This window comes from Methylobacterium sp. Leaf469 (genome assembly GCF_001424745.1).
GTDB lineage: Bacteria > Pseudomonadota > Alphaproteobacteria > Rhizobiales > Beijerinckiaceae > Methylobacterium.
Genome location: NZ_LMRE01000034.1, coordinates 70773 through 94881 on the forward strand (window position 1 = coordinate 70773; position 24109 = coordinate 94881).

General features: G+C 71.3%; 16 protein-coding genes and 1 pseudogene. 8 read left to right on the plus strand and 9 right to left on the minus strand.

Features of this window, described 5'->3' with window-relative positions; translation table 11 throughout:
- Window positions 1-2 precede the first annotated feature (2 nt).
- Genes ASG60_RS14475 through rfbF form a run of 3 tightly spaced genes read right to left on the minus strand, consistent with a single transcriptional unit; the run spans window position 3 to window position 3172 of the window.
- Window positions 3-1232 carry a class I SAM-dependent methyltransferase gene (locus tag ASG60_RS14475; RefSeq protein WP_056386703.1) on the minus strand — a complete coding sequence of 410 codons (1230 nt, stop codon included), beginning with the start codon at window positions 1230-1232 and terminating at the stop codon, window positions 3-5.
- Window positions 1233-1237: 5 nt separating this feature from the next.
- Complete coding sequence (gene rfbG, locus ASG60_RS14480; RefSeq protein ID WP_244476681.1) at window positions 1238-2344, minus strand: CDP-glucose 4,6-dehydratase; 1107 nt, start codon at window positions 2342-2344, stop codon at window positions 1238-1240.
- A gap of 60 nt (window positions 2345-2404) precedes the next feature.
- Complete coding sequence (rfbF, locus tag ASG60_RS14485; protein WP_056386333.1) at window positions 2405-3172, minus strand: glucose-1-phosphate cytidylyltransferase; 768 nt, start codon at window positions 3170-3172, stop codon at window positions 2405-2407.
- A gap of 316 nt (window positions 3173-3488) precedes the next feature.
- Between rfbF and ASG60_RS14490 the strand changes: the two genes are divergently transcribed.
- Entirely contained in the window at window positions 3489-4094 is a 606-nt protein-coding gene (locus ASG60_RS14490) for a MarR family winged helix-turn-helix transcriptional regulator (RefSeq protein ID WP_056386335.1), read from the plus strand.
- Window positions 4095-4195: 101 nt separating this feature from the next.
- On the opposite strand, the gene ASG60_RS14495 is transcribed toward ASG60_RS14490, so the two are convergent.
- A complete protein-coding gene (locus ASG60_RS14495; RefSeq protein WP_056268125.1) occupies window positions 4196-5215 on the minus strand; it encodes a gamma carbonic anhydrase family protein in 1020 nt (339 codons plus the stop codon).
- Between the two features lie 192 nt (window positions 5216-5407).
- On the opposite strand from ASG60_RS14495, the gene ASG60_RS14500 reads away from it, so the two are divergent.
- Together ASG60_RS14500 and ASG60_RS14505 are read left to right on the plus strand one after the other, a co-directional pair.
- Window positions 5408-5875, plus strand: a complete 468-nt coding sequence (locus tag ASG60_RS14500; protein WP_056386707.1) for a molybdenum cofactor biosynthesis protein MoaE — start codon at window positions 5408-5410, stop codon at window positions 5873-5875.
- A 142-nt stretch (window positions 5876-6017) separates the two neighbouring features.
- On the plus strand, window positions 6018-7199 hold the full coding sequence (locus ASG60_RS14505) for an AI-2E family transporter (protein ID WP_056386337.1): 1182 nt from the start codon (window positions 6018-6020) through the stop codon (window positions 7197-7199).
- Window positions 7200-7251: 52 nt separating this feature from the next.
- On the opposite strand, the gene ASG60_RS14510 is transcribed toward ASG60_RS14505, so the two are convergent.
- Both ASG60_RS14510 and ASG60_RS23540 read right to left on the minus strand, forming a co-directional pair.
- Window positions 7252-8148 (minus strand): site-specific tyrosine recombinase XerD, encoded by an 897-nt coding sequence (locus ASG60_RS14510; protein WP_056386708.1) that lies wholly within the window; start codon window positions 8146-8148, stop codon window positions 7252-7254.
- 53 nt (window positions 8149-8201) lie between these two features.
- Window positions 8202-8354, minus strand: a complete 153-nt coding sequence (locus ASG60_RS23540; protein ID WP_056089629.1) for a hypothetical protein — start codon at window positions 8352-8354, stop codon at window positions 8202-8204.
- Window positions 8355-8603: 249 nt separating this feature from the next.
- On the opposite strand from ASG60_RS23540, the gene ASG60_RS14520 reads away from it, so the two are divergent.
- The 4 genes and pseudogenes from ASG60_RS14520 to ASG60_RS23545 all read left to right on the plus strand — a co-directional run.
- On the plus strand, window positions 8604-9236 hold the full coding sequence (locus ASG60_RS14520; protein ID WP_056176774.1) for a shikimate kinase: 633 nt from the start codon (window positions 8604-8606) through the stop codon (window positions 9234-9236).
- On the plus strand, window positions 9233-10351 hold the full coding sequence (gene aroB, locus ASG60_RS14525) for a 3-dehydroquinate synthase (RefSeq protein ID WP_056268120.1): 1119 nt from the start codon (window positions 9233-9235) through the stop codon (window positions 10349-10351). The genes ASG60_RS14520 and aroB overlap by 4 nt, the downstream gene beginning before the upstream one ends.
- A gap of 4 nt (window positions 10352-10355) precedes the next feature.
- Window positions 10356-13289, plus strand: a complete 2934-nt coding sequence (locus tag ASG60_RS14530) for a PAS domain S-box protein (RefSeq protein WP_056386339.1) — start codon at window positions 10356-10358, stop codon at window positions 13287-13289.
- Between the two features lie 845 nt (window positions 13290-14134).
- Window positions 14135-14629: pseudogene (locus ASG60_RS23545) on the plus strand (GGDEF domain-containing protein); the annotation flags it as partial.
- Window positions 14630-14683: 54 nt separating this feature from the next.
- Here the strand turns inward: ASG60_RS23545 and pbpC are convergent.
- Window positions 14684-16870: a penicillin-binding protein 1C gene (gene pbpC / locus ASG60_RS14535; protein WP_082531769.1), complete on the minus strand. Its 2187-nt coding sequence runs from the start codon at window positions 16868-16870 to the stop codon at window positions 14684-14686.
- A gap of 154 nt (window positions 16871-17024) precedes the next feature.
- Entirely contained in the window at window positions 17025-22319 is a 5295-nt protein-coding gene (locus ASG60_RS14540) for an alpha-2-macroglobulin (RefSeq protein ID WP_056386341.1), read from the minus strand.
- Between the two features lie 191 nt (window positions 22320-22510).
- On the opposite strand from ASG60_RS14540, the gene ASG60_RS14545 reads away from it, so the two are divergent.
- Window positions 22511-23848 carry a serine protease gene (locus tag ASG60_RS14545; RefSeq protein WP_244476682.1) on the plus strand — a complete coding sequence of 446 codons (1338 nt, stop codon included), beginning with the start codon at window positions 22511-22513 and terminating at the stop codon, window positions 23846-23848.
- A gap of 98 nt (window positions 23849-23946) precedes the next feature.
- On the opposite strand, the gene ASG60_RS22880 is transcribed toward ASG60_RS14545, so the two are convergent.
- Window positions 23947-24102 carry a DUF3309 domain-containing protein gene (locus ASG60_RS22880; RefSeq protein ID WP_156369003.1) on the minus strand — a complete coding sequence of 52 codons (156 nt, stop codon included), beginning with the start codon at window positions 24100-24102 and terminating at the stop codon, window positions 23947-23949.
- Window positions 24103-24109 lie beyond the last annotated feature (7 nt).

The following is a 24109-nucleotide window of genomic DNA, read 5'->3' on the forward strand; positions in this document are numbered from 1 at the left end:
CGTCAGGTCACGGTCAGGCGCGGGATCGCCGTGACGAAGCGGCCGCCCCAATCGCGGATGGCGGCCATCTCGCGGGCGATCTCGTCCGTGAGGTTCCAGGGCAAGATCAGGACGTAGTCCGGCCGTAGCGCCAGCAGGTCTTCCGGCGAGACCACGGGAATCCGGCTGCCGGGCAGCAGGGTGCCCTGCTTGTGCGGGGACCGGTCGGCCACCGCTGCCACGAGTTCGGGGCCGATGCCGCAGTAGTTGAGGAAGGTGTTGCCCTTGGCCGCCGCCCCGTAGGCGCAGACCTTCGCGCCCTTCAGGCGCAGATCCGCCAGGAATGTGAGCGTCGCGCATTTGATGGCCACCACGTCCTCCGCGAAGGCCGCGTAGCCATCCGGCGCGAACAGGCCCCCGTCGCGCTCGGCCGCCCGCACCCGGTCCACCGCCGGGCTCGTGGGGTGGCCGGCCCCGGCATGGCAGAAGAACACCCTGAGGGAGCCGCCATGGGTCGGCAGTTCCTCGACGTCGAACACCCGCAGGCCGTGTCGCTCCAGGATGCCCGAGACGACGCCGAGGGAGAGGTACGAAAAGTGCTCGTGGTAGATGGTGTCGAACTGGCGCTCCTCGATCATCCGCAGGAGGTGCGGGAACTCGAAGGTGCCGGCGCCCTCCGCTTTCAGCAGGATGCGGAACCCCTCCACGAAATCGTGGATGTCGGGCACGTGGGCGAGAACGTTGTTGGCCGCCGTGAGATCGGCGGAATGACCCTGCGCCACGAGGCGCCGGGCGGTCTCGGCGCCGAAGAACGCGACCTCGGTCGGCACGCCGCGCGAGACGGCGACCTTGGCTACATTGGCCGCCGGCTCGACGCCGAGCGCTGGGATGCCGCGCGCGACGGCGTATTGGAGGAGGTAGCCGTCGTTGCTCGCCACCTCCACGACCTTGCTGTCGGGTCCGAGGCCGAAGCGCGCCTGCATGCGAGCGACATAGGCCTCGGCATGGGCCAGCCAGCCCGCGGAAAAGCCCGAGAAGTAGGCGTAATCCGAGAAAATCGCCTCCGGCGTCTCGAACGCTTCGAGCTGCACGAGGAAGCAGACGTCGCACACGAAGGCGTGGAGCGGGTGGAACATCTCGCCCCTTCCGGCACGGTCTGCCGGCACGTAGGCGTTGGCCAGCGGCGACAGGCCGAGATCGGCTACGGTGCGGGAGAGAGGCGCGCCGCAGGCGCGGCAGGCGGGTCGGGTCACGGTGCTCACGCTCCCAGGGTCTCGTAGGCGCCGATCTGCGCCAGGGTGAGGTCGAGGGCCGAAGCCCCCTGCGCCTGGGCCCGGTGCCAGGCCGTGGTCCAGGCGAGCGCCGCGTCGAGGCGCAGGCGCCGGTCCCATCCGAGATAGGCGCGTGCCTTGGAGGCATCGACCTTGAGGAAGGTCGCCTCGTGCGGGTGGGTCTCTTCCGAGAGATGCCACGCGGCGCCCTCGCCCCATTCCCGCGCCAGGGTCTCGACGATGGACGACACAGGGCGGCAATCCTCGTCGGCCGGGCCGAAATTCCAGGCCTCGGCGACGGCCGCGCCGTCTTGCGCGCACAGGGCTTCGGCGAGGCGCAGGTAGCCGCTCAGGGGTTCGAGGACGTGCTGCCACGGCCGGGTGGCGTGGGGCGCGCGGATCTCGACGGAGCGGCCTTCCAGGAAGGCCTGCACGATGTCGGGGATCAACCGGTCCTCGGACCAGTCGCCGCCGCCGATGACGTTGCCGGCCCGGGCGGTCGCCACGCGGCAATCCCGCTCGGCGAGGAACGAGGCGCGGTAGGCGCTCGTGACCAGCTCGGCGCAGGCCTTGGAGCTGCTGTAGGGGTCGTGGCCGCCGAGCGCCTCGGTCTCGCGGTAGCCATAGGGCCATTCGCGGTTGGCGTAGGCTTTGTCGCTCGTCACCATCACCACGGCGCGCACGGACGGAGTGGCACGCACCGCCTCCAGCACGTGGGCGGTGCCCATCACGTTGGTGGCGTAGGTGGCGAGGGGATCGCGGTAGGACGGACGCACCAGCGCCTGGGCGGCCATGTGGATCACGATCTCGGGGCGCGTGGCCGCGAGGGCGTCGCGCGCGGTGTCGGCGGACCGGATGTCGCCGAGCCGGGAATCCATCCGCCCGGAGAGGCCCGCGAGGTCGAACAGGTTCGGGCTCGTCTCGGGCGGCAGGGCGAGGCCGCTCACCCGCGCGCCGAGGCGCTCGAGCCACAGGCTCAGCCATGCGCCCTTGAAGCCCGTGTGCCCGGTGACGAGCACCGAGCGTCCGGCCCAGAAGGCGGGGTCGGGGTTGCGGGCGCCCGCGTTCGGCGGCGTATGGATAGGAGTCTGCAAGCCGTCGTGTCTCCGGATCGCGCCTCCCTACACCGGGACGGCGCCGGTGTCAGTTCGCGCCTACCAGCACTTCCACGGCGCGTGGCCCCCGGCCCAGAGGGCCTCGAGGTGGTTCTTGTCGCGCAGGGTGTCCATCGCCTGCCAGAAGCCCGTGTGGACATAGGCCGAGAGTTGCCCGTCATGGGCGAGGCGCTCCAGGGGCTCTGCCTCCCAGACGGTGGAATCACCGGCGATGTGATCGAGGACGCGCGGCGACAGCACGAAGAAGCCGCCGTTGATGGTCGCCCCGTCGCCCGCCGGCTTTTCGCGAAAACTCCGAACCACACCATCGTCGAGTTCGAGGGCGCCGAAGCGGCCCGGTGGCGTCACCGCCGTGAGGGTGGCCAGACGCCCATGGGACTTGTGGAAGGCGACGAGCGCCGTGAGGTCGACATCGGCGACGCCGTCGCCGTAGGTCATGAAGAAGTCGTCGTCGCCCAGATACTCGCGCACCCGCTTGAGGCGCCCGCCCGTCATGGTGGTCTCGCCGGTCTCGATGAGGGAGACGCGCCAGTCCTCGGCGGCGCTGCGGTGGAAATCGACATGGCCCGCCCCGACATCGATGGTGACGTCGGAGAGATGCAGGCGGTAGTTCAGGAAGAACTCCTTGATGACGTAGCCCTTGTAGCCGAGGCAGATCACGAACTCGCGCACGCCGTGGGCGGCGAAGATCTGCATGATGTGCCACAGGATCGGGCGTCCGCCGATCTCCAGCATGGGTTTGGGCCGCGTCACGGTCTCTTCCGACAGGCGCGTCCCGAGACCGCCCGCGAGGATCACTGCCTTCATGGTTTCCCGCGTCCGCCCTCGTTCCGCGGCCCACGATTAGTCGAGGGGGGCTTACCCGTCCAGGCAAGGCGGACGCGGGCGGAAACCGTGGCTCGTGTCACATCGGCGTCACGACTCCCCTGGCAGATGCCGGTTCGGCGGTGGACGCGTCTGGAAACCCCGGCGCCCGACCGCCGATTGCGCGCTATGATGTGAAGAGGACGCGGCAATGCAGGCGGCTGACGAGCGACCGGCGACGGAGGCGGTCCTGGGCCGCGCGCCATCCCCCTCCGGCCTCTCTCCTTCCCTTCACCTCCCCAAGGCTACCGAGCGGACCATGAGCAAGTCGGACAAGCGCATCCGCCCGCCGGGTTCGAAGAACGGCCCCGAAAAGACCGCGCCCGGGTCCAAAAGCGTCCCTGGATCCAAGAGCGTCCCTGGATCCAAGAGTGTCGGCTGGGCCCTGGTCCAGGCGGCCCGACTTCACCGTTCTCGGGTCGGCGACCGGCTGGCGGCCCTCGATCTGTTCGCGGGCCAGGAGCAGGTGGTCCAGGCACTCGCGGCCTCCGGCACCATGACCATGGGCGACTTGGCCGCCACCCTCCGGGTGCGCCCGCCGACGGCGTCGAAGACGATTTCGCGCCTCGCTGCCCTCGGCTTCGTCGAGCGGCGGGCCGAGGCTGGCGACGGGCGGATCGTACGTGTCCGGCTGACCGAGATGGGGCTTGCCAAGGCCGAGGCCATCGAGCGGATCGGAGGCGAGGTCGAAGCGGAGCTGCTCGCCGGGTTCGACGGCAAGGAGCGCCGCCGCTTGCGCAAGCTCCTGCGCAAGGCCGCGCGCAATCTCGCCGAAATCTCCGGCGCCCTCGGCCACGAGGTCGAAGGCGACGCAGAGATCGACGAGGACGAGGCGGACGCCGACGCGATCGCCCCGGCGCTCTGAGAGCGGCTCCACTCGATCAAAGCGGAGCCCGGATCGGAAGGCCCGCGCGACGCCCGCATCCGCCATCCCGAAGGGATCGAACGGATTTGGTCCGAGCCGCCCTACTGCATCGCGTCCTGCGCCAGGCGATACGCACGCCCGTGCTCGCGGTACCCCTCGACGACGCGGGTCATCATCGCGCGCTTGTCCTCGTCGAGGGGGCCTAGAACCCGGGCAGGTCGGCCGCCCCAGAGGTGGCCGCCCTCCAGCAATTGGCCCGGCTCGGTGGTGGCACCGGCCGCCAGGAGCACGTCGTCGGCCACCACGGTGCCGGGCGCGACGACGCAGCCGATCCCGATCAGGCTACGGGCGCCGATGCGGCAATCGGCGAGCCGCACGTTGTGGCCGATGGTGGTGTCGCGGCCGATGACGACGCCTTCGGATCGGGCACGGATCACCGTGTTGTCCTGGATATTGGTGTCGGCGCCGACCACGATGGCACCGCCCTCGGCCTGCAGATCGCACGAGAAGAACACGCTCGACCCAGCCCCCAGAGCAATGCGGCCGCGCAGGCGGGCCGTGCGGGCGACGAACACGCTCGCCTCGATCTCGGGGGTGTCGGCCTCGGGCAGAGGAGGAAGGTCGCCGGACGCCTCGCGCAGACGCTCGGCCCGTTCGGCGATCTCCGGCAGGGAGATGGGGCGGAGAGGCTTGGCCGGGCTCCCCGCATAGGCAAACCCCGCCGCAAGATGCGCGCGCGGGAACACCGTCGCGCCGGCCTCGATGAGCACGCCGTCCTCTACCGTGGCCCCGTCGAGGACGATGACGTCGTCCTCGATCACAACGTCCGAGCCGACCGTACAGGCATGCACCACGGCATTGCGGCCCACGGTGACCCGGTCGCCGACGACGGTCGCGTAGGTGTTGGTGGCGATGTGGACGGTGGAGCGGTGGCCGAGCCAGAAGCGTTCACCGACGGTCACCACCTGGCCGTCGGCACGAATCACGCTGTCGTCCCCGAGCCAGGCCTGCGCCCCGAGGGTGGCGGTGCCGATCACCGTACTGCCGCGTCCGCACCAGACCGGACGGGCGGAGAAGACCGGGAGGACCCCGTCATGGGGCAGGATCAGGTCGGGGGTCACGCGGACGGTCTCCTTCGAAGCCCGGTGGCGCGGACCGGGACGAGGGGCATATAGGTCCTTTGGGACCGGGCGGACATGCCCGGCTACGAAGCGGTGGATAAGAGCGTTCGGGACACGGGTCGCGTGACGCGCGGGCTTTAGCAAGCTCCTGTCGCCGCGCCTCGATCAACCGTCATGCCGCAGCGAGCTTTCATGACTGCACAGATCCCCGACGTCAGCATCCAGGCCGAGCCCTTCGACGTAGCGCACGAGATCGCGGTTCTGACGCGCGACCTCCACGGCCGGGCAGGGGCCATCGTGACCTTCACCGGCCTGTGCCGCGACGAGGACGGGCGTCTCGCAGGCCTCGAACTCGAACATTACCCCGGCATGGCCGAGGCGGAGATCGGCCGGGTGGTCGAGGCCGCCCGCGCCCGCTGGCCGCTCCAGGCGGTTCGGGTGATCCACCGCCACGGCCTCGTGGCGCCGGGCGACGGCATTGTCCTCGTGGTGGCGGCCGCCGGTCATCGGATCGCGGCCTTCGAGGCGGCGAGCTTTCTCATGGACTACCTCAAGACGCAGGCGCCGTTCTGGAAGCGCGAGCACCTCGTCGGCGGCGCAATCGGCGTCTGGGTCGAGGCGACGCAGGCCGACGACGCCGCAGCCGCGCGATGGGCCTGAACCGGTTTTTGTCGCAGAACCGGAACCCGCTTTCGCGCGGCCTGCTCTGAGCATCCACAGGCAACCCGACGGATGGACCTTGTGCCCGCCGGCCCCGCATGTGCCGGGTTGCGCCCGATCCGAAGGAGTTCACCCGATTTCCATGTCCAGCCTCAGGCCCGATTCCCAAGCGGCTCCCCAGGGTGCCGGCCCGCAGCCGCGGGGCTGGTCTCATGCCGTCTCGGGCATCGCCATCGTGGCGTTCGCCGCCTTTCTGGCGCTGGCCTGGAGTGCGGTCTCGACCCTGTTCCTCGTCTTCGCCGGCATCCTGCTCGGGGTGTTCCTCGATGGGCTCACGCAGCTCCTCGGCAAGGTAATGCCCGCCGGCCGCGGCCTGCGCCTCAGCCTCGTCAGTCTCGCGCTCGCGGGCTTGAGCCTGGCGATGATCGCGTTCGGCGGCGCCACGGTGATGCAGCAGGGCCGCGAACTCGGTCAGACCGTGGCCTCGCAGGCCGGCACCGTGCGCGATCGTCTCAAGGATTACGGCATCGACGTGCCGGGCCTCTCCGCACCCAAGAAGGCGCCGGAGGGACAGGCCGCGCCTGAGGGCGACAAGGATTCCACCGAACCGAAGGGCCAGAAGACCGGTGGCCTCGCCGGCCTCGCCTCGGGTGCGATGGAGAGTCCGGGCTCGATCCTCTCCGATGCCGGCAGCGTCCTCGGTCCCGCGGCCAGTGTGGTGATCGCCCTGTTCAGCGCCCTGGGCAACGTCCTGGTCATCGTGTTCCTCGGCCTCTCGTGCGCCGCCGATCCGGCGGCCTACCGCGACGGGGCCGTGCGCTTCGTGCCGCCCCGCCACCGGGAACGGGCCAGGGCCCTCCTCGACGGCATGGGCGAGACCCTACGGCACTGGCTGTTCGGCCAGCTCATCACCATGGCGGTGATCTTCCTGTGCACCTGGGTGGGCCTGAGCTTCCTCGGGATCGGGGGCGCGCTGATCCTCGGCCTCCAGGCCGGCCTCCTCGCCTTCATCCCGACCATCGGGCCGCTCATCGCGGGCGTGGTGATCGTGCTGGCGGCCCTGGCTTCGGGCCTCACGGCTCTGCTCGGCGCCGTCGGCGTCTACCTCGCCGTGCAGACCCTGGAGAGCTACGGCCTGACGCCGTACATCCAGAAGCGGGCGCTGGACATCCCGCCCGCCACCATCTTCGCCGGGCAGCTCATCCTCGGCGTGCTGTTCGGCCTGTGGGGCATCGCGCTCGCCCTGCCCCTCATGGCGGTGATCAAGGTGCTGCTCGCCCAGCTCTACATCGAGGACACCCTGCACGAGGACGCCGAGGCCTGAGCCGGGCGAGCGTCCTCGCCGGGGCAAGCCGCCTGCTGGCCAAACCTCGCGATCACTCCACGTCCTCGGCGTCCGACAGGGGGTGGAGGTCGCGGACCATCCCCTTCAGGCGCTCGTCGAGGACGTGGGTGTAGATCTGGGTCGTGGCGATGTCGGCGTGCCCGAGGAGTTCCTGCACGATGCGCAGGTCCGCGCCGTTCTGCAGGAGGTGACTGGCGAAGGCGTGGCGCAGGACGTGCGGGCTGACCCGGTCGGCACGAAGTCCGGCGAGGGTGGCGACATTCTTGAGGTCGCGCGCGAAGGCCTGCCGGGTGAGGTGGCCGCTCTCGCTGTCGGCGGGAAACAACCACGTGCCCCCGAGGGCCAGGTGGGCAAGGTGGTCGCACATGGCGCCCCGCGCCATGTCGGTCAGTGGGACCAGACGCTCGCGCCCGCCCTTGCCCTTGACCACGAGGTAGCGTTCCCGCGTCGATCCCGCCGCACGCGGCAGGGCGATGAGTTCGGAAACGCGCAGGCCCGTGGCGTACAGGAGTTCGATGAGGCACAGCATCCGCCGGCTCCGCCCCGTCCCGTCCGCCTCGGCCAGATTTCGGGCCGTGGCCAGAAGGGTATCGACCTCGGAGACCGACAGCACCTTGGGCAGCGTCCGGCCCTTGCGGGGTGCGGCCACGGGCGCGCTCGGGTCGCCTTCGGCGAAGCCTTCCGCGTAGAGAAACCGGTGAAAGCCGCGGATGCAGGACAGCCGCCGCGCGGCGGACGCCGCGGACAATCCCCGCGTCTCCAGATCCGCCATGTAGGTCCGCACGGGGCCGGCATCGAGGCGGACGGGATCGTGCCCGTCCCGTGCCAGGGCGGCGAGGTAATCGATGAGGTCGCGGCGGTAAGCGCTCACGGTGTTGGCCGCCGCCCCACGCTCGGCGGCGAGCATGTCGAGGTAGCCCTGGATCAGCGCCTCGCCCGACGGGTCTTCCGGCGAGGACTCTTCCGGGGATGACGCCGCGCTCACCGGCCCGGCGGCTGGAGCTTCGAGGCGGGGATCGTCACGCTCATCTCGCGCGGTGTCGGCACCACCAGAGTCGCCAGGGCGAACAGGCCCGCAAAGGCGAGCCCACCCAGGATGGCGAGGGTGGCGAGGAAACGGAACAGGGTCGGCACTCGGACGAACCTCGGTCGCGGGGCGTGAGGGGAAATGCGGCGCGGAGTGCGCAATGAAAGTCATCGGTTGCACCATGCAGGACGCGCCTTGGCAATGACTTCCCGGCCACAGGGTGCGCCGCATTCGCCGGAGCCGGCGCACCGTGGCGGGACCGGACCAGCCCCGGGGTTTTCGTGCGGCGCGCACGCGCACCGCTTCGCCCGCCTCGCAAAACGCGCTAAGACCGGCGCAACGATGCGAAGAAACCGATGACCGAAGCCGAGCCTCAGGGCACCCCGCCCCCGGGCGACCCCATCGAACTGCGCCTGCGCCGTGCCCTGGGCGATCGATCCATCGTGCTCGTCGGCCTCATGGGAGCCGGCAAGAGCACGGTCGGGCGACGCTTGGCCTCGCGCCTCGGCTTGATGTTCCGGGATGCCGACATCGAGATCGAGACGGCGGCCAAGCTCACGATTCCGGACATCTTCGCCATTTACGGCGAGCCGAGCTTTCGCGATGGCGAGGAGCGGGTGATCGCCCGGCTCATGCGCGAGGGCCCCCTCGTTCTCGCCACGGGCGGGGGCGCTTTCATGCGGGCGAGCACGCGCGAGCGGATCGCGGAGCGCGGCGTCTCCGTGTGGCTCAAGGCCGAGCTCGACGTGCTCATGCGTCGGGTGCGCAAGCGCGGCGGCCGCCCCCTCCTCCAGACCGAAGACCCCGAGGAGACCCTGCGCGGATTGATGGAACTCCGGCATCCGGTCTACGCCGGTGCCGACGTGGTGGTCCTCTCCCGCGACGTCGCCCACGATCGGGTGGTGCAGGACGTGATGGAAGCCCTCGACGCCCATCTGAGCGGGCGCCCCGCCCAAAGACACGACCCGCAAGGAATCGCCGCCCAGTGACCGATCGCCTGACGGTGGACGTCCCCCTCGACCAGGGCCGTGCCTACAGCATCCTCATCGGCCGGGGCCTCTTGGACGAAGCCGGAACGCGCATCGCAGCCCTCGGCGCACGGGCTGCCGTGATCGTCACGGATTCCAACGTCGCCGCTCTCTACGCGGACCGCCTGCGCGCGAGCCTAGAGGCGGCGGGCCTGCGCGCGGGCCTCGTCACCGTGGCGCCAGGCGAAGCCTCGAAGAGCTACGCCACCTACGCGGAGGTCTGCGACGGGCTCCTCGCTCACAAGGTCGAGCGCGGCGACATCGTCGTGGCCCTGGGCGGGGGGGTCGTCGGCGATCTCGCGGGCTTCGCCGCCGCCACCCTCCGGCGCGGCGTCCGCTTCGTTCAGGCCCCGACCTCGCTCCTCGCCCAGGTCGATTCGTCCGTGGGCGGCAAGACCGGCATCAATTCGCCCCTCGGCAAGAACCTCATCGGGGCCTTTCATCAGCCGCGCCTAGTGCTGGCCGACACCGGTACCCTCGACACGCTCTCGGAGCGCGAGATGCGCGCCGGCTACGCGGAGGTCGCGAAGTACGGCCTCATCGCCGATGCGGGGTTCTTCGACTGGTGCGAGGCGAACTGGGCCGGTCTCTTCTCCGGCGGCCCGGAGCGCGACGAAGCCGTGGCGATCTGCTGCCGGGCGAAGGCCGGCGTGGTGGTGCGCGACGAGCGCGAGGACGGCGAACGCGCCCTGTTGAACCTCGGCCACACCTTCGGCCACGCTCTCGAACGCCTGACGGGGTACGAGTCCGCCCGCCTCGTCCACGGCGAGGGCGTCGCCATCGGCCTCGCCCTCGCGTTCCGATTCTCGGCCCGCCTCGGCCTGTGTCCGGGCCAGGATGCGGGCCGCGTCGCCAACCACCTCGCGCTCGCAGGCCTGCCCACCACCCTCGGGGCGGTGCCGGGCGGTTGCGGCGACGCCGATGCCCTCCTCGACGCCATGGCCCAGGACAAGAAAGTCCGCGACGGGGCCCTGACCTTCATCCTCGCCCGCGGGATCGGCCAGAGCTTCATCGCGCCCGGCATCGACGCCGGCGACGTGCGGGCCTTCCTCGCCGACGAACTGCGCGCCGGTTGAGCCGGTGACCACAGCTTCGGGCGCAGATCTTCCGCACGCGTATCCATCCGGACAAGCCGCCTCGGCGCGGGGCGACACGGAGATCGAGGCCCTGCGCCGTCGCGTGCGCGAACTCGAGGCCGAGGTGACACGCGTGAGCGAGTCGCCCCTCGGACAGGAGACGGGGGATCTCCGGCTCCTGTCCGACGCCCTTCCCGCCCTGGTCGCCCAGATCGGGCCCGATTACCGGTACCGCTTCAACAACCGGCACTACGAGACGTGGTTCGGGCGCCGTGCCGAGGGTCTCACGGGGGCCCACGTCCGCGACGTCCTCGGCGAGGCGGCGTTCGCCGAGCGTCGTCCGTTCATGGACCGGGCGCTTGCGGGCGAGGCCATCACCGTCTCCGGGTTTCTGCCGGATGGCGGCGGCCGGCGCCGGCCCTGTACCATCGACTACGTGCCGCGCCGGAACGCTGCCGGAACGGTCGAGACCTTCTTCGTCATCGTGGTCGATATCGGCGAGGGCCACGCCGCGGAGAGCCGGCGCCTGGCGCTGTCCGACCTCGGCGACCGCCTGCGCGACCTCGACGATACGGCCCAGATGGCATTCGTGGCGGCGGAGATTTTGGGGCGAACCCTCGGGGTGAGCCGCGCCGGCTACGGCACCATCGACCGGGCCACCGAAACCATCGCCATCGAGCGCGACTGGAATGCACCCGGCATCACCAGCCTCGCCGGCATCCTGCGGTTTCGCGATTACGGCTCGTATATCGAGGACCTCAAGCGCGGCGAGACCGTCATCTGCGTCGATGCGGAGACCGATCCGCGTACCGCCGCCACGGCCGAGGCGCTCAAGGCGATCTCGGCCCGGTCCTTCGTCAACATGCCTCTGACGGAGCATGGCGGCTTTGTCGCCCTGCTCTATCTCAACCACGCCACCGAGCGCGCCTGGCCGGCGGAAGAACTGGCGTTCATCCGCCAGGTCGCCGAGCGTGTCCGGGCCGCGACGGAGCGGGTGCGTGCCGAAGCCGCCCGCCGCGCCAGCGATGCGCAGTTCCACGCCTTCGCCCAGGCCGTGCCCAACCACGTCTGGGCGGCGACGGCGGAAGGACACCTCGATTGGTTCAACGCGCAGGTCTACGCCTATAGCGGCGCGGGGCCGGGCGAGCTCGACGGGGCGGCCTGGGGCAGCATCATCCATCCCGACGATCTCGGTGGCGTGGTCGTGAGCTGGGGCGCGGCGCTCGCTTCGGGTACGCCCTACGAGACCTCGTTCCGCATCCGCCGCGGGGACGGGGTCCATCGCTGGTTCCTGGTGCGCGCCGAACCGATCCGCGCCGATGACGGAAGCATCGTCCGCTGGGTCGGCACCAACACCGACATCGACGATCAGCGTACCGCATCGGCCGAACTCACCCGCCTCAACGCCCGCCTCGCCGATCAGGTCGAGCACCGCACGCGCGAGCGCGACCGCATCTGGGAGACCACCCACGATCTGATGGGCACGGCCGGCCTCGATGGCTACCTCAAGGCCGTGAATCCGGCCTGGAGCCGGACCCTCGGCTGGTCCGAGACGGAGCTTCTCGCGCAGCCTTTCCTCGTCCTCATCGATCCGGCGGACCACGCCGAGACCGCGACCGTGGTCCGGCGCCTCGCCGCGGGCGAAACGGTCACGGGCTTCGTCGACCGGATCTTCTGCAAGGACGGCCGCCAGCGCTTGGTCATGTGGAATGCGGCCCCCGGCGGCGACCACTTCTACATCGTCGGGCGCGACATCACCGAGCAGCGCCAGACCGAGGAAGCCCTGCGCCAAGCCCAGAAGATGGAGGCCGTGGGACAGCTCACCGGCGGCCTCGCGCACGACTTCAACAACCTGCTGACCGGCATCTCCGGCAGCCTCGAACTGCTGCAGACCCGGATGAGCCAGGGGCGGCTGACGGATCTCGACCGCTACATCAACGCGGCCCAGGGCGCCTCGAAGCGCGCGGCCGCGCTGACGCACCGCCTGCTGGCCTTCTCGCGCCGCCAGACCCTCGACCCGAAGCCGACCAACATCAACGGCCTCGTCGCCGGCATGGAGGAGCTCATCCGCCGCACCGTCGGCCCGGCCGTCACCATCGAGGTGGTGGGCGCAGCCGGCCTGTGGACGGCGCTCGTCGACCCGAACCAGCTCGAGAACGCCCTCCTCAACCTGTGCATCAACGCCCGCGACGCCATGCCGGCGGGCGGGCGCATCACCATCGAGACCGCCAACACGTGGGTGGACACGCGCGGCGCCCGCGAGCGCGATCTCGAGCCCGGCCAGTACCTGTCCCTGTGCGTCACCGACACGGGCACGGGCATGACGCCCGAGGTGGCGGCGCGCGCCTTCGACCCGTTCTTCACGACGAAGCCCCTGGGCGAGGGCACCGGTCTCGGCCTGTCGATGATCTACGGTTTCGTCCGCCAGTCGGGGGGGCAGGTCCGAATCTATTCGGAAGTCGGACAGGGCACGACCCTGTGCCTCTACCTGCCGCGGCATTACGGACAGGCCGAGGCTGCCGAGACGCCGGCCGATCTCGCCGATGCGCCCCGGGCCGAGCAGGGCCAAACGGTGCTCATCGTCGACGACGAACCCACCGTGCGCATGCTGGTCACCGAAGTCCTGGAGGATCTCGGCTACACGGCCATCGAGGCGGCGGACGGGGCGGCGGGCCTGAAGGTCCTGCGCTCGGACGTGCGCCTCGACCTCCTCGTCACCGATGTCGGCCTGCCAGGCGGCATGAACGGCCGGCAAATGGCCGATGCCGGCCGCGCCGTCCGCCCCGGCCTCAAGGTGTTGTTCATCACCGGCTACGCCGAGAACGCCGTGCTGGGCAACGGCACCCTGGAACCGGGCATGCAGGTGCTGACCAAGCCTTTCGTCATGGAGTCCCTGGCCGTTCGGATCCGGGACCTGATCACCGAAGTCCAGGCATGAGGCGGCATTCGATGCCTGCGTGTTTCGCCACGGAAAGCGCATTCACCGTATCGGCATGACATTCTCGTGATCTCTCGGGAAAGGAGCCGAGTCGGCACCGTTGCTTTGTTTTCGCGAAGGTAGATCGAGCGTCTTCACGATTGCGCTGCGCAACCTGCTCGTGCATGCGAAGGCAGTCGAAAGCCTCGTGGCTTGGAGGCGAAGGCCTTGCGGCTTGGAACTGATCGATGCGGCTCGATGCCCCGACCTTGCTCCTGGTAACGGTCATCCTGACTTTCACGGTCGGGATCCTGTTTCTTCTGTCGTGGAGCCAGGCCCGACGGATGCACGCCCTGGCGATCTGGGGGCTCGCCCACCTCGTCGGCGGCGTGGGCTCGGCGCTCCTCGCCCTGCGCGGACTGATCTCGGATCCGCTGTCCATCGGGCTCGCCAACGCCCTGATCATCGGCGCGTATGGGATGATCTGGAACGGTATCCTCGCCTTCGAAGGGCGGCGCCTGCGCCCCCGGCCGGTGATCCTCTGCGTCGCCCTGTGGAGCGGCGCATGCCTGGTGCCGGATTTCTTCGCCTCCGTTCCGGCGCGCATCGTCCTGGCCTCCGGCATGGCCGCGAGCTTCTGCTTCGCCATGGCGGCCCTGATCTGGAAGAAGCGAACCGAGCCCCTGGTTTCCCGCTACCCGGCCGTCTTTCTGCTGTTGGCCTATGGGGGGATGTACGCCGTGCGCGTTCCCATAGCCCTCCTCATCCCGCCCCAACCCGTGGGGGTGCATCCCCTGCAGACGAGTGCGTTCGCCATCCTCGCCTGCCTCGGGATGCTGTTCACCCTGGCCCTGGCCTTCGTGTTCATGGCACTCACGAAGGAACGCGCGGAGCGGCTGCAGCGCCTCGCCGCCGACACGGATCCGCTCACGGGCATCGCCAGCCGACGGGCCTTCGTGGCAGAAGCCCAGTCGGCATTGAGCCGCTCGAACCGGACCGCGACCCTGCTGCTGTTCGATCTCGATCATTTCAAGCGCATCAACGACACCTACGGCCATGCCGTCGGCGACGCCGTGCTCGTCGGATTCTGCCACACCGCCGGTGCCCTGGTGCCCCCCGGCACGATCTTCGGCCGCATGGGCGGAGAGGAGTTCTCCTGCCTGCTGACCGGAACCGAGGATGCGCGTGCCCGCGCCGAGATGGTGCGCCGGGCCGTCGCGAGCCTCGCCGTGCCGACCCTGCCGGACCTGCACGTCAGCGTCAGCGTGGGGTTGGCGACGACGGAGGCCTGCGGCCACGACCTCGACGGACTCATGCGAGCGGCCGACGCGGCCCTCTACGCGGCCAAGCGCAACGGCCGGAACCGGGTCGAGAGCGGTGGTCCCGGCGGAAGCGCGCCGGCCCCCGACGGTGGCCTACTCGATCCGCACCATGACGGAATCGGAAGCCCCGCTGGCGTCCATCACCGAGATGCGAGCGAAGCCGGCGCCTTCGGGGCGCCACGCGGCCTGGCGCCGGGCACCGCCGGCGACGGGCAGGCCGTCGACCATCCAGGTCAGGGGTGGAACACCGCCCAGAGCCTTGAGGGCGAGGCTCGCACGGAGTTCCGTGTCAGGCGCGCTGCCCGCTAGATCGCCCTCCAAACCGGTGTCCGGCACACCGAGATCGATCCGGGCGCCATCGGGCGGGTAGGCGATCTTGAGGGTGGCCCCCAGGGCCGCCGAGACGGTCTTCGCCGCGTCGCGGCGGAGGTGGCGCAGCGGCGGCGGCAGGCCGGCATTGGTGGTCACCAAGGCGTCGGCCGGACGCGGCACGGGCTCGGGCTCGCCACCGAAGCGCGCGAAGGCGTCGAACAGGACCGGGGCGGCCACAACCCGGCCGACGAGGCCCGGCACGGCGTTGCCGTCCGGGCGCCCGGCCCAGACCGCCAGGGTGACGCGCCGGTCGAACCCCACGGCCCAGGCATCGCGATAGCCGTAGGACGTGCCCGTCTTGTAGGCGATGCGGTTGGGAAGAGCGTTCTCGGGCGGGGGGGCTCCCCCCAGGGTATCGGCCACGTACCAAGCCGCCACGGGTTCGGCGATGCGGGCATCGGGAGAGCCGAGGGCGGGACCGTCGAGGCGGCGCAGGAGGGGCGGCACCAGACCGCCGCGCGCCATCCCGGAAAAGAGCCGCGCGAGGTCGGTGAGGGTGATGCCCAGGCCACCGAGGGCCACGGGCAGGCCCGGGGCGGTGTCGCGCGGCAGCTCGATGCGCGCCCCCGCCGCCCGCAGGCGGGCGATGAAGCGGGCCGCCCCGACGGCCTGAAGCAGCTCCACCGCCGGCACGTTGAGGGAGAGCTGGAGGGCGCGCCGCGCCGTCACCGTACCCTGGTAGCCGAGGTCGAAATTCTCGGGGGCGTAGGCGCCGGAAAAGCGCACGGGCCGGTCGTCGAGCTGGGTCTCTGGATGGGCGATCCCCTGCTCGAAGGCCAGCGCGTAGATGAAGGGCTTCAGGGCCGAGCCTGGTGACCGGATCGCCCCCGTCATGTCGATGGCGCCCGATCGTGAGGCGTCGCCGTGGCCGGGGCTGCCGACCTGGGCCAGCACCGCGCCCGTGCGGTTGTCGAGGGCCAGGATGGCGGTGGACAGGCCCGGCCCCAAGGCGGCGGCACGCTCCGTGGCCAGTGCCTCGAGACTCGCCTGCAGGCGCCCGTCGACGGTGAGGCGGATGCTCCTCGAAGTGGGATCGGCCGCGACCGCCGCCTCCGCCGCGTGGGCCGCTAGCATCGGGAAGGGCCTTCGCCTCTGCGGCACGGGTTCGGCCTTGGCCGCCTTCGCCTCGGCCGGCGTGATGATCCCTTGCGCGGCCACACGGTCGAGGACCCGGTCGCGGGCATGCCGGGCGGCCATGGGGAAGCGGTCGGGCCGACGCGCTTCGGGGGCCTGCGGCAGGGCGACGAGCAAAGCCGCCTCGGCGAAGGAAAGCCGGGCCGGGTCGCGCCCGAAATAGGCCAGACTCGCCGCCCGCAGGCCCTCCACCGGGCCGCCATAGGGGGCGAGCGCAAGGTAGAGGTCGAGCACCCCCGCCTTGCCGAGGCGGCGCTCCAGTTCCACCGCCCGTACCATCTGGCGCAGCTTGGCGGTAAGCGAGCGCGCGGCGCGGGGCTCGACGAGGCGGGCCACCTGCATCGACAGGGTCGAGCCGCCCGAGACGATTCGGCCGTGCCGCAGCCATTGCCCGGCGGCGCGGAGCGTGGCGGCCGGGTCGATGCCCGGATGGGTGTCGAACCCCTTGTCCTCGTAGGCCGTCAGCATGGCGAGTAGGCGCGGATCGACCTGCCCTGCGGAGAGCGGCAGGCGCCAGCGCCCATCCACGGTGGCGAACGGGCGCAGGAGTCCGCCGTCGCGGTCGAGGACCACGGTGGAGCGCAAGCCGGCTTGCGTCAGATCGAGGGGCGGGAGGATGGCGACGAATCGCCAGAGGGCGAGGGCGAGGGTGACGATGGCGACCGTCGTCAGAAAGAAGACGAACAGCCCCGCGGCAACTGTCCTCGTCGATCGCCTGGACCGCGACAGGCCCTGTCTCCTGGAAGGAGAGGGTTGGGGTGAGGTGTGGTCCATCCCCGGAGAGGTCACACACCTCACCCTGTCCCTCTCCTTCCAGGAGAGGGGACCCGCGCTCGCCTCGACATGACGGCCATCGCCCGCCGTGGAGGAGGCGTGAGCGTCCTCGACGGCTGAGGAACCGAAGGGCGGACCCTCGCGCGTCATCGCCCTACTTCGCGCTCACGACAACGGACCCGAAGCCCGTGCGCCCGAAGCGCTCGGGCCGGTACATGTCCTCGATGGTGGCGGCCGGGTGGACGTAGGTGCCGGGCGAGACGGCGCGCACGGTGTAGGCGACGCGGAAGAACGCCGGCTGCTCGGTCGTCCGCTCGTAGGCGGCGACGAACCGGTCGTCGCGGAACGCCGTGTACACCGGTGCCACGTCGGACTTGGCGAAGGCGAGGCCGGTGAGCGCATCGGCGTCGAGGAGCTTCGGGTTGTCGATCTCCAGGCCGGCCGGCAGGCGATCCACCAGCAACAGGCGGCCGGGGCTGGACTTGGCCTCCGTCACCTTGAGAACGACTACGAGGCGGTCGTTCTGGCGAATGCCCTGCGCGAGATCGACGGGGCTGCCGTCGAGGCGGTGATAGGTCCGCTCGATGGCGTAGCCCCGCGATTCGGCGGGCTCAGGCGCGATGGGGTTGCCGATCACGCTCACCACCATCTGCGCCGTCGTGGTGCCGGCGTTGACGATGGCGACGGGCTTTTCCGCCAGCGCATCGCCGCGATAGAGCCGCGCGAGGGCACCGGTCGCGGATGCGCCGTCGATGGTGAAGCGCAGGGCATCGGAATCCTTGGCCAGCCCCTGCGCAGCCATGACCATCCAGGCGTTCTCCTGGGTGCTCGTCGGGCGCCCCGCCTGGCGCTCCTCGGCGATGACGGTCGCCAGGGGCTGGACCGCGTCGCGGGCGAGCCCGGTCTCGGCGGCCAGTGTCAGGAGGCCGGCGCCGTCGCGCAGGCGCGAGCCGTAATCCGGCCGGTCCGTGGGTCCCGGCCCCTTGAGTGCCGTCACCGCCGAGGCGAAGGCCTTGGCCGCCCGGCCCCGGTCGCCCAGCAGGGCGAGGGCCGCCGCGATCTGGCCGCGCCCGAGGGGGGTGGCGAAGGCGTCGAGCTTGGTGTCGGCGAGGTAGCGCAGATCCCCCATCACCGGTCGGCCGTTGCGGGCGAGCACGTAGGCCGCATAGGCGATGTCCATGCCGCCGTCCCGGACCTCGCTCGTGTTGGCCACCGCGTTGCGCAGGCTGTCGAGGGCGCTGGCGAAGGCGGTGGGTGGCACGGCAAAGCCTCGCTCGCGCGCCCGGGTGAGGAAGTCGGTGACGTAGGCGTTGAGCCAGACATCGGTCTGGCCGCCGACGGACCACAGGCCGAACTCGCCCGACGAGCCCTGGCGGGCGAGCACCCGGTCGATGGCCTCGCGGATGCGGATGTCCACGGCGTCGTCGACGCCCATCCGGTCCCCGGGCGCCGCGCGGCTGAGGGCCAGAAGCGGCATCGCCCGGCTCACGGTCTGCTCGGAGCAGGCGTAGGGGTAGCGCTCCAGGGCCTGGAGCAGGGCCGGCACGTCGAGGCCGGCGAGCGTCGAGGCCGTGACCGAGACGGCCCCGGTGCCGGGCAGGATGTCGGCGAGGAGTTCGTCCGTCACCCGCAGGGTCGCGCCGGGCGCGAGCGGCTGCACCGTGCGGCGCGCGAGGGGCCCGGTGCCGGCGCCGATCCCGAGCGCGAAGCTCTGGCCGATGCCGGGCGGCAGGCCGGGGCCGGTGAGGGTCACGTCGAGGCGCGTCGTGCCGGGACCGGCGGCGGTGATGGGAATCACCAGGGCCCCCTTGGCCCCCGCCTCCAGTCGCAGGGTCTTGTGGAGGGCCTCGGCCCCCACCACCACAGAACCGGTCAGGCCGAGATCGACGGTGTAGTCGCCCGCCGGCCCCTCGACGTTGTCGATGGCGATGTGGAAGCGCGAACGGTCGCCGACGTTGAGGAAGCGCGGCAGGGTGCCGGTGAGGATGACGGGATCGCGGATGATCACGTCGGCCTGGGCCGCGCCGACCTTCGACCGGCTCCAGGCCGTGACCATGACCCGGCCGGTGCCGTTGAAGGCCGGGAGCGGGAAGCTGACGCTGGCCCGGCCGTCGGGCCCGACGGTGACGGGGCCGGAATACAGCGCCAGGGGCGCCTGGGTCGGGGGCGTGTCGGCGAGTTCGGCCGCACCGCCGTCGCCGCCGGAGCGGATGGCGCCGAGCGTCCCCTGCATGCCGTCGATGAGGTAGCCGTAGACGTCGCGGATCTCGGGGCCGAGGGCCTTCTGACCGAAGAAGTGCCGGAACGGATCGGGGGATTCGTAGCGCGTCAGGTTGAGGATGCCGACATCGACGAGCGCCACGCTGACTCGGGCCGTCTCTCCGGAGCCGAGGCCCGCGAGGCGGATCGGAAGCGTGAGGGTCTCGCGGGGCCGCACCTTGGCGGGCGCCTCCACGGTGACGGCGAGGCTGCGGCTCGCCGGATCGACGGCGAACCACGCCACCCCGAGGGCCCGGCCCGGCAGGCGCTTGGCCGCCTGGTCGAGGGGCCGGTAGGCGGTGGCGACGAGATAGGCGCCGGCACCCCATTCGGGCTTGACCGGGATGTCGACGGTGGTGCCGCCGCTCGGCACCGCCACGGTCAGCACGGCGTGGACCTTGTCGCTCACCACCGCCAGGGTCGCCTGACCGGCAAAGCGCGGCTGAAGGCGGGCCCGCAGGGTTTCGCCGGTGGCATAGGCCGGTTTGTCGAGGCGCAGATCGAGGAGGTCCGGCACGTCCGCCGTCTCGCCCCCGCCCCAGCCGACCGTGAAGGTGACGCTCGCGGTGGCCTGCGGCCGGCCCGGCACGCTCGCCTCCAGGCGATAGGTGCCGTAGCTCACCACGGAATTGATCCGCCCGAGGGTGTCGGACGCGAGATCGAGTTTCCCGTCGGCGATGCGCCGGGTGCTGGTGACGGGCTCGAACGACCAGCGCCCGCCCTCGCGGTACCATTGGTAGGTCTTCTCGACCTTCTGCAGGGTCCAGGCGACGCCCGCTTGGGACAAGCGCCGGCCATCGGGCGCCGCCATGGCGACCTCGAAGCCGGCGGTGCCGCCCTCGGGCAGGTCGCCCGAGAAGGTCTTGCGGATCGCCAGCACCGGGCCTTCGGGCAGGATCGGCAGGGTGAGGGTGCGCGAGAGCGCCCGGCCGCCCGGCTCGCCGACCTGAAGGGTGATGCGGGCCTCCGTGGGGCGCGGGGCGGCAAGCGCCGGCACCGGCACGGTGAGGCGGGCGGCCCCCTGCGCGTCCGTGGTGGCCCGCGCCTCGATCTCCTGGGAGACGGCTTCGACCCGCTCGTCGTCGAGGCCGACGGAGAAGCCCTCCAACCCCTTGATGCCGCTGCCCGCCGCCTGCTGCACCAGCACGGTGCCGGAGACTTCGAGCCCCGAGCCCGGCGCGCCGTAGAGGTAGCGCGCCGCGACATCGATGGTGGCCGGCGCGTCCCGGACGAGGCTCGGGGTCGCGCTCGACAGCGTCACATCCAGGCGCTCGGGCACGTAATCCTCGACGAGGAAGCTCGCCTCGCCGATGGCGGGCGCCTTGGGGTCGGTATAGGCCGAGACCCGCCAGGTGCCGTGCATGGCCCCGGCCAGGAGGGGCACGGCGAGCGAGCGCCCGCCGAGGCCGGCATCCGGCACGGCGACGCGGCGGGCCTCGACGCCGTCGGGGCGCTTGAGCACGAGCGTCAGGGGCAGGTCGGGCACGGCGACGCCCACGGCGTCGCGTAGGAGGGCGGTGAGGTTCACGGTCTCGCCCGAGCGGTAGACGCCGCGCTCGGGGAACACGTAGGCCTCGACGGCCCCGGGCTGGGGACGGCCCTTCACGCCGCGATCCGTCAGGTCGAAGGCGGATTGGTTCAGGTCGAGGAAGCCGTAATCGTCGCCCATCTGGGCCACGACGAGACCCGGCGCGATCCCGCCCTCCCCGCGCGCGAGACCGGCCGCGAAGGCGGCGTGGCCCTGCGCGTCGGTCTTGGCGGTCGCCAGGACCTCGTTGTTGCGGGCCACCAGCCGGATTTCGGCGCCCGCCACCACGGCCGCCGACGCGAGGGACCGGGCGAAGACGTGGACCCCGTCGCGGCCCTTGAACACCGTCAGCCCGAGGTCCGAGACCACGAACCACTGCGTCGCCTGTTGCTCGTAGCCGCCCTCCTCGTCCGTCGCGCCGGCGACGCCCGTGGGCTGGGCCAGCATGACGTAGAGACCGGGTTCCAACTTGCCCACCGCCTGCAGCACGGGGAAGGCCGTGACGGCTTCCGCGTTCGGCTCGGCCTTGGCCGTGTCGAGCACGCCCTTCCAGACCCGCTGGCCCTTCTGCTCGGCGATGGTCTTCGCCGTCGAGCCGTTGAGCTGGGAGAGGAAATCTTCCGAGCGGAGCGAAGGCAGCAGGCCGCGATCGCCGATGCGCAGGACCTCGACGTCGAGCTTCGCTGCGTTCACCGAGATCAGGGGCACCCCGGCCTGACCCGTGCGCGGCAGGACGTAGTTGCGCCCGGTGAACCGCACCTGGGGCGAGCGGTCCCGGACATAGACCTCGTAGTCGAACGACTTCAGCAGGGTCTCGCCGGCCGCAGACGGAATCCCCTGGCGCAGGACGAAGGCGTAGCGCTCACCATGCTTGAGTCCGTCGACGCAGACCTGCTGGCCGCTCCCCGTGACGGCGGCGTTGGCCGCGCCCGAGACGGCGACGAAGGGGGTGAAATCGGTCTTCGCGGCCAGCCCTTCGGAGAACTGGAAGCAGACGCGCGGGGCGGCGGCATCGGAATCGACCTTGTAGTCGAGGACACGGAAGCCGTGCTCGGCCCGCAGCCCCTCGTAGGTCTCGCGCACCTGCGCGTCGTCGGCGAGCGCGAGGCTGGCGCGGTAGGCTTCCAGGGACGGGCGCCACTCGGATTCGGCGGCCTGGACTTCGCCGAGGGTGGCGAGCGCCTCGGCCTCGGCGGCGGCGGTGGCCGCGCGCAGGTAAGCCACGTAGGCGGCGGCCCTTGCGTTGCGGCGCAGACGCATCCGGCTGCTGTAATCGCCGGTCTCACCGGTGCCGACGGCGCTCGCGGCACGGGCGTAGGCGAGCCAGTTCTCGGGGTTGCCCGGCTCGGCGGCGACGGCGGCCCCGAGGGGCTTGAGCGCCTCGAGGGGTTTTTCGGCCTCCATCAGGGCCGCGCCCTCGGCCCGTGCCCGAGCGGCCGGGCGCGGCGGGCCGGCCTCGGCCTTGAGAGCGGCCTCGAGGCGTACGCCGTCGCTGGCGAGGGTTTCACGCTGAAAGGCCTTGGGGGCCGGGGCCTTCAGGCCCGTCCTGGTGGGTTGGCCCAGGGGTGCCTGCGCCTGCGCAGGCGGGTCGAACAGGCCGGCGAGGAGGAACGCGCCCGCTGCCACGAGCGCCGTGCGCCTGTGCCCCGTCGATCCCGCCATCGCCAACCCCATCGACTCGACCCCGCCCGCACGGCGCTCCGGGCCGGGACCGTAGCACTTCGCCTCCCGCCCGCAATCCGGGATCGACGCCCTGGAATTCACGCGGCGCCTCTGCCAAGCTCCATCCCGCGTTTCGGAGGCACGGATCGATGGTGCGACGGGTTCGGGCCGGTTTGGGAATGGGCTGCGTCGTGTTGGGTCTCGCCCCGGCGCTGGCCCTGGCCCAGGCACCGAGGCCCGCCGGGCCGCCTCCGCGGGCGGCTGCGCCCGACCCGGCCTTCGAAGCGGCCAAGGCGGCGTACGAGGCGTTGCCGGAAGCCGAACGCAAGGCCCTCCAGGACGCCCTGGTCTGGACGGGGGATTCCAACGCCGTCGTCACCGGCACGTTCGGGAAGCGCACCTACGACGCCTTGAACGCCTACCGGGCCCGGACGGGCGGCGGGGGCGGCCTCCTCGACGCGACCGGCCGCGCGGGGCTGCTCAAGGCCGGTGCGGCCGCGCGCGCGGCGGCCGGCTTCCTCATCAAGCCCGATCCGGCGAGCGGCACGGTTCTGGGCCTGCCCGAGCGGTTGCTGCCCAAGCGCGGAGCGATCCCGGGCGGCACCCGCTGGCAAAGCGCGGATGGCCGCATCACCGTGGAGACGAAGTCGTTCGCCCCCGGCGAGTCGAGCCTCGAAGCGATGTTCGCCCGCCTCACTGCGCCGACCCCCGAGCGCCGCGTGACGTACAAGCTTCAGCGGCCGGACTTCCTCGTGGTCACCGCCGAGACACCCGCGGGCAAGTCCTACATCCGCTACGCCGCCGGGGAAGCCGGCCTGCGCGGTCTGACCCTGGGCTACGACAAAGCGCTCTCGGAGACGTTCGACCGCCTCGTCATCGCCATCGCCAACAGCTTCGTGCCGTTCCCGGACGCGGCGCCCGCGGCTCCGGTCGCCCGCGCCGCTCCAATCCCGCCCCCCCTGATCGACCGTCCCGCCGCGCCCTTCGCGACGGGGCTGCTGGTGGCGCCGGGTCGTGTGCTCACGAGTGCCGCCGCCGTCGACGGCTGCGCCATCCCAAGGGTCAACGGTGGGGCCGCCCGCATCGCGATGCGCGACGGCGGCCTGATGCTTCTGGATGTGTCGGGCCCGTCGAAGTCGGGTGCTCCGCCGGCGCTGCAGGGGGCGGGCGCGACGGCCTCGGGATCCGTGCTGGTGATGGGGGCGGAGGGGAACGGCGCCGTGGCGGTGGCGCCCGGCTTTCTCGCGAGCGACGGGCGAATCGAGGCGCCTCTTCAGCCGGGCGCCGGGGGGGCACCGATCCTGGACGCCAGCGGGGCGCTCTCCGGACTCGTTGCCAGCTATCCGAGCGCGCCGCGCAAGGTGGCGGGGGTGGTGCCGCCAGCGCGGTACGGAACGGTTGCGGCCGACCGGATCGGCGCGTTCCTGACTTCGGCCGGCGTGACGACCGCGACCGCTGGGAGCAGCCCGTCCGGAACCGTCGTTGCGCGGCTGGCAGGCGCCGTGGTCGGAATCACCTGCCAGCCTTGAACGCAGCGACCCGAACGGCGAGCTTCGCGTTCGGGCCGATACGCCGACAAGTCCCAAAGATCTCGCTTGGCTAGTGTCTCAAGACGAGGTTCGGAAGCTCAGAGTCGTCCGGTCACCAGCAGCACGATGAGGATGATCACGAGGATACCGCCGAGGCCGAAGCTCTGTCCGCGATAGGCGCCGCCGCCGAGGAAGTTGCCGCCGCCGAGAACCGCGATGATGAGGATGATGAGAAGGATGGTGGTCAAGGTCATGGAACGG

Coding starts and splice junctions, on each gene's coding strand:
- rfbF (WP_056386333.1), bottom strand. CDS start 3,172: ATGAAGGCAGTGATCCTCGCGGGCGGTCTCGGGACGCGCCTGTCGGAA.
- ASG60_RS14490 (WP_056386335.1), top strand. CDS start 3,489: ATGAGCAAGTCGGACAAGCGCATCCGCCCGCCGGGTTCGAAGAACGGC.
- ASG60_RS14500 (WP_056386707.1), top strand. CDS start 5,408: ATGACTGCACAGATCCCCGACGTCAGCATCCAGGCCGAGCCCTTCGAC.
- ASG60_RS14505 (WP_056386337.1), top strand. CDS start 6,018: ATGTCCAGCCTCAGGCCCGATTCCCAAGCGGCTCCCCAGGGTGCCGGC.
- ASG60_RS14520 (WP_056176774.1), top strand. CDS start 8,604: ATGACCGAAGCCGAGCCTCAGGGCACCCCGCCCCCGGGCGACCCCATC.
- pbpC (WP_082531769.1), bottom strand. CDS start 16,870: ATGGACCACACCTCACCCCAACCCTCTCCTTCCAGGAGACAGGGCCTG.
- ASG60_RS14540 (WP_056386341.1), bottom strand. CDS start 22,319: ATGGCGGGATCGACGGGGCACAGGCGCACGGCGCTCGTGGCAGCGGGC.
- ASG60_RS22880 (WP_156369003.1), bottom strand. CDS start 24,102: ATGACCTTGACCACCATCCTTCTCATCATCCTCATCATCGCGGTTCTC.